The 13,196-nt window shown below is 64.9% G+C and carries 13 protein-coding genes; 4 read left to right on the top strand and 9 right to left on the bottom strand.

Annotated elements, in window-relative coordinates; translation table 11 throughout:
- The first annotated feature begins 1 nt into the window (after position 1).
- Complete coding sequence (locus tag L0963_RS13575) at positions 2–2,332, top strand: CDC48 family AAA ATPase (protein WP_440514060.1); 2,331 nt, start codon at positions 2–4, stop codon at positions 2,330–2,332.
- A gap of 16 nt (positions 2,333–2,348) precedes the next feature.
- Here the strand turns inward: L0963_RS13575 and L0963_RS13580 are convergent, their stop codons facing one another.
- Positions 2,349–3,674 (bottom strand): MFS transporter, encoded by a 1,326-nt coding sequence (locus L0963_RS13580; protein ID WP_186403150.1) that lies wholly within the window; start codon positions 3,672–3,674, stop codon positions 2,349–2,351.
- Positions 3,675–3,842: 168 nt separating this feature from the next.
- On the opposite strand from L0963_RS13580, the gene L0963_RS13585 reads away from it, so the two are divergent.
- The gene (locus tag L0963_RS13585; protein ID WP_051066408.1) at positions 3,843–4,439 is read left to right on the top strand and encodes a class I SAM-dependent methyltransferase; all 597 of its coding nucleotides are present in this window, start codon (positions 3,843–3,845) and stop codon (positions 4,437–4,439) included.
- Positions 4,440–4,445: 6 nt separating this feature from the next.
- On the opposite strand, the gene L0963_RS13590 is transcribed toward L0963_RS13585, so the two are convergent.
- Complete coding sequence (locus tag L0963_RS13590) at positions 4,446–5,636, bottom strand: phospholipase D-like domain-containing protein (protein ID WP_234180030.1); 1,191 nt, start codon at positions 5,634–5,636, stop codon at positions 4,446–4,448.
- A gap of 137 nt (positions 5,637–5,773) precedes the next feature.
- On the opposite strand from L0963_RS13590, the gene rpoZ reads away from it, so the two are divergent.
- The gene (gene rpoZ / locus L0963_RS13595; RefSeq protein WP_003044837.1) at positions 5,774–6,118 is read left to right on the top strand and encodes a DNA-directed RNA polymerase subunit omega; all 345 of its coding nucleotides are present in this window, start codon (positions 5,774–5,776) and stop codon (positions 6,116–6,118) included.
- A 78-nt stretch (positions 6,119–6,196) separates the two neighbouring features.
- Here rpoZ and L0963_RS13600 read toward each other — a convergent pair whose 3' ends face one another.
- The 7 genes from L0963_RS13600 to L0963_RS13630 all read right to left on the bottom strand — a co-directional run bounded on the left by L0963_RS13600 (position 6,197) and on the right by L0963_RS13630 (position 12,720).
- Positions 6,197–6,802, bottom strand: coding sequence for a DUF3800 domain-containing protein (locus L0963_RS13600; RefSeq protein ID WP_234180032.1), 606 nt, complete (start codon positions 6,800–6,802; stop codon positions 6,197–6,199).
- A 25-nt stretch (positions 6,803–6,827) separates the two neighbouring features.
- Positions 6,828–7,307 carry a hypothetical protein gene (locus L0963_RS13605; RefSeq protein WP_234180034.1) on the bottom strand — a complete coding sequence of 160 codons (480 nt, stop codon included), beginning with the start codon at positions 7,305–7,307 and terminating at the stop codon, positions 6,828–6,830.
- Positions 7,308–7,341: 34 nt separating this feature from the next.
- Entirely contained in the window at positions 7,342–7,737 is a 396-nt protein-coding gene (locus L0963_RS13610; RefSeq protein ID WP_234180036.1) for a hypothetical protein, read from the bottom strand.
- 49 nt (positions 7,738–7,786) lie between these two features.
- A complete protein-coding gene (gene ftsH, locus L0963_RS13615) occupies positions 7,787–9,730 on the bottom strand; it encodes an ATP-dependent zinc metalloprotease FtsH (RefSeq protein ID WP_234180038.1) in 1,944 nt (647 codons plus the stop codon).
- A 102-nt stretch (positions 9,731–9,832) separates the two neighbouring features.
- Positions 9,833–10,825 carry a tRNA lysidine(34) synthetase TilS gene (gene tilS, locus L0963_RS13620; RefSeq protein ID WP_234180040.1) on the bottom strand — a complete coding sequence of 331 codons (993 nt, stop codon included), beginning with the start codon at positions 10,823–10,825 and terminating at the stop codon, positions 9,833–9,835.
- Positions 10,779–11,726, bottom strand: a complete 948-nt coding sequence (locus tag L0963_RS13625) for a tetratricopeptide repeat protein (protein WP_234180042.1) — start codon at positions 11,724–11,726, stop codon at positions 10,779–10,781. The genes tilS and L0963_RS13625 overlap by 47 nt, the downstream gene beginning before the upstream one ends.
- A 121-nt stretch (positions 11,727–11,847) precedes the next feature.
- A complete protein-coding gene (locus tag L0963_RS13630) occupies positions 11,848–12,720 on the bottom strand; it encodes a helix-turn-helix domain-containing protein (protein ID WP_234180044.1) in 873 nt (290 codons plus the stop codon).
- Positions 12,721–12,975: 255 nt separating this feature from the next.
- Here L0963_RS13630 and L0963_RS13635 point away from each other — a divergent pair, with 255 nt between their 5' ends.
- Entirely contained in the window at positions 12,976–13,149 is a 174-nt protein-coding gene (locus tag L0963_RS13635; protein WP_003044814.1) for a DUF1328 family protein, read from the top strand.
- Positions 13,150–13,196: the final 47 nt, after the last annotated feature.

Raw genomic sequence — 13,196 nt, forward strand, 5'->3', positions numbered from 1 at the left:
ATTGGCGTTGGCCGACGCACCGGTAAAAGAAAAGCAGGTCAAGCTTCAGGTGGCGACTCTGCGCGCAGAAGAAAGCGGCGCGGGGATCGCCCGGATTCCGCGCACCGCAATGGCCGAACTCGGCGTGACCGAGGGCGATGTCATCCAGATCAGTGGCAAGCGCGACACCGCGGCGCGTGTGGTCGCACCGTACGCCGAGGATGAGGGGATCGAGGTGATCCGCCTCGATGGTCTGCAACGCGCCAATGCGGGCGCCGGCGCGGGCGATATGGTGCACCTGAGCCGGGTCGAGATGCGGCCCGCGACGCGCGTAGTCTTCGCGCCAGCACAGGAAAATCTGCGGCTGCAGGGCTCGGCCAATGCGCTCAAGCGCAGTTTCTTCGGCCGTCCGCTGGTCGCCGGCGACACAGTCGCGACCGCCGGGCAACAGCGCGTTCCTGCAGGCGATATGCCGCCGCAACTGCGCCAGATGCTCAACGCGCCAGCCTATGCGCTCGCCGAGGTGCGCCTGCTTGTTGTCTCGGCGAATCCGAAGGGCGTCGTGTTCATCGATGAAAGCACCGAAGTCGAACTGCTTTCGGAATATCAGGAGCCGCAGGACGCGCGGCGCACCGACGTTACCTATGACGATCTGGGCGGGCTTGGTGACACGATCAATCAGCTGCGCGAGATGGTCGAGCTGCCGCTGCGCTATCCCGAACTTTTCCAGCGGCTCGGCGTCGATCCGCCTCGCGGCGTGCTGCTCCACGGCCCGCCGGGAACCGGCAAGACGCGGCTTGCGCGCGCCGTTGCGAACGAAAGCGATGCACAGTTTTTCCTGATCAACGGGCCGGAGATCATGGGCAGCGCCTATGGCGAGTCCGAGAAGCGCCTGCGCGAGATTTTCGAGGCCGCGACCAAGGCCGCGCCGTCGATCGTCTTCATCGACGAGATCGACTCGATCGCGCCGAAGCGCGGACAGGTAACCGGCGAGGCCGAAAAGCGCATCGTCGCGCAGCTTCTGACGCTGATGGACGGGCTCGAACCGCGCACCAATCTGGTGGTCATTGCGGCAACAAACCGCCCCGACGCGATTGACGAGGCGCTGCGTCGTCCTGGCCGCTTCGACCGCGAGATCGTGATCGGTGTGCCCGATGAGAGCGGGCGCCGCGAGATACTCGCGATCCATACCCGCGGCATGCCGCTGGGCGAGGATGTCGATCTCGGCGAGCTTGCCCGCACGACGTTCGGCTTCGTCGGTGCCGACATGGCGGCGCTGACACGCGAGGCGGCGATCGAGGCCGTGCGGCGGATCATGCCCAAGCTGAACCTTGAGGAAGGGACGATTCCGCCCGAAGTGCTCGCGGAATTGCGCGTGACGCGCGACGACTTTCTGAATGCTCTGAAGCGCGTCCAACCCTCGGCGATGCGCGAGGTGATGGTGCAGGCGCCGAAAACGCGCTGGAGTGACATCGGAGGACTCGACGCGGCGCGCGACAAGATGATCGAGGGCATCGAACTGCCGCTCAAACACCCCGAGGCGTTCCGGCGGTTGGGTATCCGTGCGGCGAAGGGCTTTCTGCTCTATGGCCCGCCTGGTACGGGGAAAACCTTGCTGGCAAAAGCCGCAGCGCGCGAATCGGACGCGAATTTCATTGCGATCAAATCCTCGGACCTCCTGTCCAAATGGTATGGCGAGAGTGAGCAGCAGATCGCGCGGTTGTTTGCACGCGCCCGCGCCGTCGCACCGACGATCATCTTCATCGACGAACTCGACAGCCTGGTGCCGGCGCGCGGCAGCGGAACGTCGGGCGAACCGCAGGTGACCGAGCGCGTCGTCAACACGATCCTGGCCGAGATGGACGGAATCGAAGAGATGCAATCGGTCATCGTCATCGGCGCGACAAACCGCCCGAACCTGATCGATCCCGCGCTGCTCCGCCCGGGACGGCTCGACGAATTGATCTATGTGTCGGTCCCGAATGCCGAGGGACGGAGGCGCATTCTGGAGATCCATACCGCCAAAATGCCGCTCGCCGACGATGTGTCGCTCGACACGCTCGCCGAGCGCAGCGACCGCTTTACGGGCGCCGATCTGGAGGATCTGGTGCGCCGGGCGGGGCTTGCCGCGCTCAAGCGATCGATCGCGAGCGATCTCGTCACCATGGCCGATTTCGAAGCTGCGCTGAAGGATACCCGCGCTTCGGTCACGGAGGCGATGGAGCGCGACTATGAAAAAATCCAGGGCGAGATCAAGCAGCAGGCGATGAGCATCGACCCGATCGGCTTTTTCGCGCCCGGCATGCTGAAACCCGTTCGCGAGCAGAAGCACGCCGATGATGCGAAGGGCTGACGCGAAGCGCTAATGCTCAGTTTGCGGGCTGGTCCTGTCGTAAGGCGGACCAGCCCCAGAGGACGAGCCAGCCGCAAAAAGCGGCCATCAGTCCGTAGCTGATCATCGGGTGCCAATTGTAGAGCAGGACGCCGATGGCGGGCGAGATGATATAGGCCGATCCATTGATCGACGCCGTCATCCCGGCGACGCTGCCTTGGTCGCGGCGCGGGACCGAGAGCGAGGCGCCGGCGGTAAATCCGGGCCGGAACAGTCCGAAGCCGAGCGAGGCGAGGGCGAAACCGATAACGATCGCGTGCAGATCCTGCGCCAGCCCGGTCATGAGGATGCCGACGCCCCCAAAAGCGGCACCGTAGAGGACGGTGGTGCGCGGCGTCATCTTGAGCAGCGGGATCAGCCCCCATTGCGAAAGTAGTGTTGCAAAGGCGCCGGCCATCAGCACGATACCCGTAATCGCTGCGCCTTCGTCGGGCCTCAGACGCAGATGCAGCCGGTCGAGAATGAGAAAGCCGATGACGCCGAGCATCATCGCCTGCGCCTGACCGCCGAAAAATCCCGCGAGCAGCCAGGGGCGCACGCGCCGGTCGCGCCAGCCGAGCGATTCCTGCTCGGCGGGGTCGCGTTCATTCTCATCCTCGGCGGTCGGTTCGCCCGGTCCTGCAGAGAGCGGATAGGAGGCGATCGCACCGCGTGCCGCGAAGCGCGGCATATCGTCGGGAAGCCGCCAGCGCAGCATCACAAGCACCGTGAGGCCGATCAGGGCAAAGACGAGCAACGGCCCTGCAAGGCCGAAGATCGGGAGGATGAAGAAGGGCGCAACCGCGGGGCCGATCACCGTGCCGAGCCCGAAGGAGGAGGAGACCAGCGACAGCGCCTGCGTGCGCTCCTCGGGATCGGTGCGTGCGGCAACATAGGCCTGGACCGCGGGCGGCGCGGCCGATCCGAAGCCGCCATAAAGACTGCGGAACAGCGCGAAGAGAATGAAGGTCGCGCCGGCGGCGAGCCAGCCCTGGAGCCCGGCCCACAAGGTCACGCCGCACAGCGCCATCGACAGGAAAAAACCGATGATTCCGCGCGCCATCAGCACCTTGCGCCCGCGCTTGTCCGACTGGCGCGCCCAATAGGGAGCGGTAAGCACCCAGAGCAAGGCCGACCAGCTGAACGCCAGGCTGACCCAGACATCGGGGATGTGAAGCTTGGCGCCGATGGCGGGAAGGATCGACTGCATTGCGGTATTGCCCGCGGCGGCGACGAGCATGATGGCGAAGAGGACAGCCATGCGATCGGCCGGAATCGAGCGCGTCATATTGCTCAATTCGTCCTCCCCCTGTTTTCCAACCATTTACCGCAAGTGCCTGTTTCCCTACACGCCGCCGGGCGTCTGTCCAGTGTCAAGACAGACTCTTTTCTTGCGCCGCCGCCACGATTTTGCCACTCCACCAAGAACCGCAACAACGCGAAAGCCATCATGACCAATCCGCGGGCGCAGGCCCAAGAATCGAAAATCGCGATGTCCCGTCGGATCCGCGAGAGGCTGAAGCGATTTTTTGGCCCTTGGGGTATGTTCGTGAAGGGATTCATCAAGCATCCCGTCATGGTCGGGTCGATCGTGCCCTCGTCACCGACGCTGATCCGCCACATGCTGCGGCCCGTCGACTGGAAGAATACCAAGCTGTTCGTCGAATATGGCCCCGGCGTCGGCACCTTTTGCCGCCCGGTGCTCGAACGGCTGGCGGGCGATGCGATGCTGATCGCGATCGACACGAACGAGGATTTCATCGCCTATCTGCGCAAGGAGATCCGCGACAGCCGCTTCGTTGCGGTGCATGGCTCCGCGGCAGACGTTGAAGAAATCGTCAAGGCGCACGGTTTCGACAAGGCCGATTATGTGCTGTCGGGTCTGCCCTTTTCGACGCTCCCGGCAGGCGTCGGGCCGGCGATCGCGGCAGCGACGCACCGCGTGCTACGCCCGGGCGGGGCCTTCCTCGTCTATCAGTTCCGCGCCCGCGCGCGCGATTTTCTGGCCGCGCATTTCAAGCGCATCGACAATGCCTTCGAATGGGTCAATGTCCCGCCCTGTTTCCTGTTCTGGGGCTGGAAAGACTGAGCGCCGTCAAAGCTCGGGATCGGGTTCGGCAAGCCCGAAATTTAGCCGCCGCGATACCGTATAATCAGCGATGCCCACCACGAACCAGGCAAGCGTCCAGCGCAGGCGGGTCAGCCAGCCGGCGCGGGCCTTGTGCGTTTCGGCGGTGATTATGTCGCAATCCTCGTCGAGCCCCGCAACGAAACCGCGCATGCGCTGTGCAAAGTCCGCATCCGCGATCCGCACCATGATCTCGACATTCACAAACAGGCTTCGCACGTCGAAATTGGCCGATCCGATATAGACGATGTCGTCGATGACGATCAGCTTCATGTGCAATTTGCACGGCCGATATTCCCAAACCGCCCCGCCTTTGCGCAGAAGATAGCCGTAGAGCAGACGTGAGGCGCCGATCGTCGCAGCATTGTCCGATTTGCTCGCCATGACGAAACGCGCGCGCCCGAAGCGCGCGACGCGTCCGAGCCGGCGCAACATCCCCTGCGTCGGCGAGAAATAGGCCATCGCCATGTCGAGTTGCCGCGCTCCGTCCAAATCGGCGCGCACGGCGCGCGCCCATGGTGAGAGGCGCTGCGTCGGTCCGCCGACAAGCCAGGTTACGGCGCCATTTTCGACCGGCCATTCGCGGATCAGCCGCCGGAGCATGAGGAGTTTGCCGTCGTGGTTGACGGCATAGTTGCGGATTTGCGCGAACCACTGGACGGCGCGCGCGACGCTCGGCCCGCGCAGGACCATCCCCAGATCGAACCAGCAGTCAGCGCGCGGTGCGCTCAGATAGTCGTCAGATATGTTGAAGCCGCCGGTGATCGCGATATCGCCGTCGACCAGGATCAACTTTTGGTGGTTGCGGATCAGATAGCTCGATCGCCAGCGGCGCGAGAAATAGGTCACTTCGCCGCCCGCATCACGCAGCGGCACGAAGATGCTGTCGGCCGTGTTCGACGAACCGAAACTGTCGATGACCGCGCGCACGCGGACGCCGCGCCGCGCCGCGCGGGCAAGCGCTTCGAGAACGTCGGTCCCCGCGCCGTCGCCCTCGAAGATATACATGACGAGGTCGATGCTGCGGATCGCGCCATTGATCAGGGTGAGCAATCGTTCGAGCCGCGCGGCGCCGTCGAACAGCAGCTCGATCCGGTGCCCCGCCACATCGGCGCTCCAATGCAATCCGTCGCGGGCAGGGGCAGGGGGTTCGGTCATCCTGCGCCTGTCATAAGCAGGAGCCGCGAAGCGCCGCAAGCTCCCCGGTTTTGTTGACATATCGGGCGCTGCCTGCTAGCGCGCAGCGCTTGCCGCCATGCCCATCGGGCTGGCCTCTCCTCATCTAAGGAAACAAGATGGCCCGCGTTACCGTCGAAGATTGCGTCGACAAAGTTCCCAACCGTTTCGATCTGGTGCTGCTTTCGGCGCATCGCGCCCGCGAAATTTCGGGCGGCTCGGAGCTGACCATCGATCGCGATCGCGACAAGAATCCGGTCGTCGCGCTGCGCGAGATCGCCGAGCAGACGATCCGCCCCGTCGACCTCAAGGACGCGCTCACCGGATCGCTGCAGAAGGTTGTCGTCGACGATGACGATACGCCCGATGAAATCAGCTCGATCGCCCGCTCGGCCGAGGCGCTTCGCCTCACCGCCGCTGCGCCGCCGCGCAGTCCCGCGGGTGGCGGCGCCGATTTCGACTAAGATCGGCGAAAGCACTACCGAAAGGGGCTGCGGGAAACCGCGGCCCCTTTTCGTTTCTGGGCCCCCTTGGCGGCGCGCTCAGGGAAGCTGCGTGAGTTCGGCGACGCGGATCGCGCGCGAGGCGAGCATCGGTTCGATAATGATGCCGATGCGCCGTGCACGCGGTGACGCGACCTCGACATTATAGAGGCTGTTCGCGACGACATCGGCGATCTGCACGCCTTCCGAGCGGCGGCTGTCGGCAAGCGACGCGCGGCCCCAGCCGCCGAGCCCGGTCTGGATCGCCTCGCGGACATTTTCGAGAATTTTGGGATCGTAGCGGCCGTCGTCGATCACCACGTCGCTGCACACGCCGCCGGTTTCGGGAAGCCAGCTTCCGATCGCGAGATCGAGAAGCGCCGCGTAGAGCGCCAGATCGCTTGTCGGCTGGCCGTTGGCCGGCGGCTGGAGCCGCGCGCGTTTGGCGACGGCCACCCAGGCGCGTCCGCCCGCCCGGTCGAAAAGTTCGAGGAGATAGGCGCGCTCGGTCAGACTGATGCGGCTGCCCTTGAGTTCGCCGCGCAGGCCCGTCACGGCGCGAAAGCGCGCATGAATTTGCGCCGCGGCTTCGGGGGTGAGCATCACCGCGGCAAAAGTCATCGCGCCGGCATTGAGGCCGCCCGATTCGTCGCAATAGATGGTCATGCCCGCGCCGCGCCCCGTACGTCGATCATTTGACGCGGCCGAAAAAGGCAACCGAGCGCGATCCGCCTGCCGGTACGGCGGTGCTCCAGAGCCAGCGGACATGGGTCACGTCGGCATCGGTCGCCGCGCGCGGCGACCCATCGGCGCCGGGGAGGGTGAGTCCCGCAAGATCGCCGAAACTCTTGCCGCCGTCGACCGAGACGCTGAAATCGGCGCGGTCGTCGGTGCCGTCGAAGACCAGCCCTGCGGGGATCGGGTTGACAATACGAACCCCCGTCGCCGGGCTTGGCCCGGGATTGGCGAACAGCAGCGTGACGCGCACGCGGTCGCCGGGAACGACGACATCCGGGGCGACGTAGGATTTGACGGGCTTGCCGCTGTCGGCGCCGCTCACCTTCTCGAGTTCCACCGTCGAGGTCAGAGCGCCCTTTTCCTGCGCGGCGGCCATGGGGCCGGCGGCGCCAAGGCCTGCCGCGAGAATATATGCGAAAAGCCTGCCGCGCATCATCTGGTCCTTAGAATGTTGGAAATCGGCCTGGTCAAGTGGGGCAGGGATAGCGTTTCCGCATCAGCCCGTCGAACGCCATGTTGATCGTCGTGCGGCTGCGGCTCTGCGGCGGATAGGTGCGAAGATGCGCGAGCCATTGCTCGGGGGTCAGCGTGCCGCTTTTCGGCGGACAGCTCGCCGATTTGCGTCCCGCTTTGCGGTCGGCCTCGATCCGTGCCTGATAGCGCTTGCCTGCCGCGATGACCTCGCCCTTGAGCTGGTCCGTCTCGGGCATGGCGAGTGCGAGCGGCCCAAGCCGCTGCAACGCTTCGGCGCGCTGCAGGAAGGTCGCGACGCTCATGTCGCCGGGCGACGCTGCGGTCAAAACCAGCCCGGCGGCCAGAGCCGCCGAAACCAATCCCATGCGCTGCATCCTGCCGTTGGTCATGTCGCCGAAATTCCTTCGGCGCCCTGAATACCGGCTGAATCGACGGTCGTCACGCGCCCTGAGGATGCGTGTCGCCGAAGGGGCGCGGTTTGCGCTTGATCTGCGGCAGGCCGCCGGCGTGACCCTGAATGGGGGCGCCGGGCTTGTTCGCGTCGCTGTCGCGGCCAATGTCCTCGCCCTTGATCGCGCGGCGCGCCTCCTCGCCCGAGAGCGTCTCATATTCGAGCAGCGCTCCTGCAAGCAGATGCAGCTCGTCGAGATGGTCGGTGAGTACCTTGCGCGCCGTCTTCTCGCCGTCCTCGACGAGGCGGCGAACTTCGGCGTCGATCAGCTTGGCGGTCTCCTCGGACATATTCTGCGCGCGCGAAACGCTGTGGCCGAGGAAAACCTCGTCCTGATTGTCGCGGTAGCGCAGCCAGCCGAGCTTGTCGGACATGCCATATTCCATGACCATCGAGCGCGCCATGTCGGTGGCCTGCTGGATGTCGTTCGACGCACCGGTATTAAGCTCGTCCTTGCCGTAGATGAGCTGTTCGGCGATGCGGCCGCCGAAGCAGAGCGCGAGGCGCGCCTTCATCTGCTTCATGCTCATCGAATAGCGGTCGCGTTCGGGTAGGTTCCACGTCACGCCGAGCGCGCGGCCGCGCGGGATGATCGTCACCTTGTGCAGCGGATCATTATGCTCGACATGGATCGACACGAGTGCGTGGCCCGCCTCGTGATAGGCGGTCGCCTTCTTTTCGTCCTCGGTCATCACCATCGAACGGCGTTCGGCGCCCATGAGCACCTTGTCCTTGGCTTCCTCGAATTCGCCCGACGCGATCAGGCGCTTGCCCTTGCGGGCCGCAAGCAGCGCGGCCTCGTTGGCGAGGTTGGCAAGGTCGGCGCCCGAAAAGCCGGGCGTGCCGCGCGCGATGCGGCGCAGGTCGACGTCGGGCGCGAGCGGCTTCTTGCGCGTATGGACCTCGAGGATCTTCTGGCGGCCTTCGATGTCGGGGCGCGGGACGACGACCTGGCGGTCAAAGCGGCCCGGACGCAGCAGCGCGGGATCGAGCACGTCGGGACGGTTGGTCGCTGCGACGATGATGATGCCCTCGTTCGCTTCGAAGCCGTCCATTTCGACGAGCAACTGGTTCAGCGTCTGTTCGCGCTCGTCATTGCCGTTGCCAAGGCCGGCACCGCGATGGCGACCGACCGCGTCGATTTCGTCGATGAAGACAATGCACGGCGCATTGCGCTTGGCCTGCTCGAACATGTCGCGGACGCGGCTGGCGCCCACGCCGACGAACATTTCGACGAAGTCCGAACCCGAGATGGTGAAGAAGGGGACGCCCGCCTCGCCCGCGATCGCGCGAGCGAGCAGCGTCTTGCCGGTCCCCGGCGAGCCGACGAGCAGTGCGCCCTTCGGAATCTGACCGCCAAGCTTTGAAAATTTGGTGGGATCCTTCAGGAATTCGACGATTTCCTGCAACTCCTCGCGCGCCTCGTCGATGCCCGCGACATCGTCGAACGTCACGCGGCCCTGCTTCTCGGTGAGCATCTTCGCGCGGCTCTTGCCGAAGCCCATCGCGCCCGACCCGTTATTTTTCTGAACCTGGCGGAAAACGAAGAAAGCGATGCCGAGGATCAGCATGAAGGGCAGCGCCTGGATCAGCAGATAGACCCAGATATTGCCCTGATCGGTCGGCTTGCCGTCATATTTGACGCCATTGTCGTTGAGCAGCTTGAGCAGTTCGGGATCGCGGACGATATTGGCCGAAAAGCTTTCGCCGCTGTTCAGCTTGCCGGAAACGCGGTCATCGGAGAGGACGACTTCCTTCACGGCGCCTTCCTGAACCTTCTCACGGAATTCCGAATAGGCCATCGGCGAACCGGTGCCCTGCGAGGCGCCGCCGAACATCGACGCGACAAGGAGCATGGCAAGCAGGATGCCGCTCCAGATCATCACGCTCTTCATCCAGGGGTTGCCCTGCGGTTCCTTGTCGTCCTGCATTCGGAGAATATCCCAATCAACGCCAGCATCGCGAGAAGCCGCGACCATAGGCTGCAAGATAGGAATATCCGGTTAAATGACAATGCGCCAAGCGCGATAAATTCAGCTTTTCCGCCGCGGCGCCGAGGAAATGCGCCAGATTGAGCCGTCGCGCTCGCCCGCGGCGTCGATCAACAGGCTGCCGACCATTGCGCGCCGGCCCTCGCGCATCGCCGCGATGACCGTGTCGAGGGTGACGCCGCGCAGCACGAGTCGCGGGTCGGCATGCGACAGGCGGCGCATGACGATGCGGCGGAAAAGCTCGGGCGGATAGCCGAGATCGCGGATGACGGCCGTGTCGTCGACCTCGGGCCAGCTCGTGATCGCCTGGTCGACAGCCCAGTCGAGCGCCTCGTCGGCTTCGGCGAGCCAGCGCGCCGAGCGCGCGGCGGCTTCGGCGTCGATCGTCGACTGATAGCGCAGCGCATGGCGCAGCCGCGCCCGGTCGAAGCGCTCGTCACTGTTCGACGGGTCGTCGACGAACGGAATGTCCTGGTCGAGCGCGAGCCGAGTCAGATCCATGTGCCGCCAGCCGAGCAGCGGGCGCAAAACCTGGCCGTTGCGGGCGCGGATCGATGCGAGGCCGCCGACGCCGCTGCTGCGGTTGAGCCGCATGATCATCGTTTCGAGCTGATCATCGGCATGGTGCGCGGTGACGATGAAGTCGATTCCCTGTTCGCGGCGCCAGCCGTCGAGCAGATCATAGCGCGCCGTTCGCGCCGCGGCCTGCAGCGAGCCCGCGATTGGACGATCCGGCGTCAGCGTCGCGTGGGGAATATGTTCACGCGCGCAGAAGGCAGCGACCATGCGCGCCTCTTCGGCCGAACCGCTGCGCAATCCGTGATCGACCGTTGCCGCTCGGACCTGCCCGGGCAGCAGCGAAGCCATCAGCCAGAGCAGCGCCATGCTGTCGGGGCCGCCCGATACGGCGACGCCATAGTCACGGCGATGCCAGTCGGCGCCGACGAGCGCGGCGAGTTCGCCGCCGAGCCGCTCGACGGCGTCGCTGTCAACAGCCTGCTTTTGCTTTTGCGGCGGCAGCATCGTCGCGGACATCCTTCGGTGCCTTGTCGCCATAGACCTCATCCAGTTCGCGGAAGGCCTTGCAGGCGTCGGCTTTGCGCCCGAGCTTGTCGAGCGCTACTCCCATATACATCAGGCTGTGCGGCGCGCGGGGCCCGCTCGGCCGATCCTTGTAATTATTATAGAAAGCGACGGCGGCAAGGCTGGGCTTGCCTTCATCGAGATAGGCGCGCCCGAGCAGGTTCTGCGCATAGCTTGCCTGGTTGCTCTTCGGCCATTTTGCCACGACCTGTTTGAGCTGCGCCTGCGCCTCGGGATAGAGTTTGGCATCCCACAGGCGGAAGCCGTAGGTATAGGCATCTTCGGCTTCATTGCCGGTCGCCGGAATTTCGACCTTCTTGACGAGCGCGAGCCGGTTGGCGTCGGGTTTGCTCGCGGCGGGCGTCGTTGCAGGTTTCTTGGTCGTCGTGGTCGTCGACGCCTGTGTCACCGTGGCGGGCTTGGTGGTCCCCGATGTCGAGCTGAGCGGCAGGCTGGCCGGCGTTTCACCGCCGATGGCAGGGGCGGCAAGGCGCTTTTCCATTTCGGCCTTATAGGCAGTGAATTGTTTTTCGAGCTCGCGAAGCTGATAGCTGTTCTGCTCGGTCTGGCCGGTGAGCGTTTGAAGCTGGGCTTCGAGCGCGTCGACGCGCGCGGTGAGGTCGATGACGGGGGCATTGCCCTTCGCGCGTTCGCCAGGCTTGTTGTCGGGCGCGATCTCGCCCTCGAAGAAGGCGGGGCTGCCGCCCGGGAATACCGAGCGCTGGACCGCCCGCATTTCCTTTTCCAGTCGCTCGACGCGCTTGTCGATCCCGGCGTCCTGCGCCTGAGCAACAGGCGCCACTGTCAGCGCGAGCATCGCCGCGCCGATCAAAGACCCGTGTACCTTCCTCATCTGCCGTGCGGCCCCCACCAGTTAACTATCTTGTCTCTATGCTCTCATAACGCGGCAAACGGCGGATACGCAAACCCATTTCGGCGCGGGGCCGCGTCGATCCGTCGGGAACCGAGGGGAATCAGGGGCGCTCGGGGGCGCCTTTCGCCTTGGGCAGCGGCACCGTCGCGGTGCCGCCGCTTCCTTCGGCGCGTGCCACGAGGTCAGCGGGTTTGAGCGAGATTCCCTTGACGAGCGTATCGGCGGGGCCGGTCGCGCCGACGTCGCGGCCGCCGACGGTGATCTTGAGCGCCTGCGGGCGGCTCGTGCGCAGCGTGAACTGCTCGATATAGGCTGCGGGAACCTCATAGGTCTCGCCGGCGTCGAGCGTGCGCCAATTTTCGGTCTTGCCCGCGGCATCGTCGAACCCGATCCACACTTCGGAAAGGCCGGTAAGCACGACGGGGGCGTTCGCCGGCACTGCCGCGTTCGGCGCGCCCGCCTTGGGAGCGCCTGCCGCCGGAGTAGCGGCTGCAGGAGCTTCTGACGCGTCGGCGTCGGCATTTTGTGCAGCGATCAGCGCCTCGTCGGGTTCGACCGACAGGAAGCGCCACACGCCATAGGCCGAGACCAGCAAGAGCGCGACGATGACGAGCGTCCAGGTCAACCGTGCGGTCGGCAGGCGGGCGGGGTCGGTCGGCTCATAGGCTTCGTAGAGCGGCCGCGCGCCATATTCATCCTCGTCGAGTTCGCGGCGAAGCTCGGCGGCGATTTCGGCCTCGGGCAGATCAAGCGCGCGAGCGTAGGCGCGGGCGAAGCCGGTGACATAAGTTCGGCCCGGAAGTTCCGAAAATTCCGAGTTTTCTATGGCTTGAAGATGCCGCTGGGTCACGCGCGTACGCGTCGCGATGTCGGCGAGCGAAAGCCCTGCCGCCTCGCGCGCTAGGCGAAGCCGGTCGCCGGTGCGCGTGATCGCCAACTCGCCCTGCTGCGGGGCGACGTCCTCATCTGCCATTACTGTCTCCGTGCCGGTCGCTTGCAACCCGTTTCGACCGTGTCGCCTCGTTCTCGCATTGTGGACGCGCGAAAGTCAAATGAAGTTCCGCAAACAACAGGCCGAAAGGAAGCGGATTCCGGATTGGCGGAAAAGCCGACGTGCGGACGCGAGGACGGGGCGCGGAACATTCGCTGCCGCTCATTCGTTCAATTCTCAGTTCCCGCGAAACAAAGCGCGCGAATCCGGATGATTAGGTGTCGAAAGGAATTCAGCATGTTCAAATGGGCGTTGATCTTCGCCGTGATCGCATTGCTCGCGGCCGTTCTCGGTTTCTCCGGCGTGGCCGGTGCGGCAGCCGGGATTGCCAAAATTCTCTTCTTTGTCGGCCTTGCGCTGGTCGTTCTGTTCCTCGTTCTCGGTTCGGCCGCGGCGAAGAAGATCAGCTGACAGGTCACGACATAAGCGACAAAAGAGCGGGCGGTTTGAAACCGCCC

The sequence above is a fragment of the Sphingopyxis sp. NFH-91 genome (genome assembly GCF_021401285.1).
In the GTDB taxonomy this organism is placed as follows: Bacteria; Pseudomonadota; Alphaproteobacteria; order Sphingomonadales; family Sphingomonadaceae; genus Sphingopyxis; species Sphingopyxis terrae_A.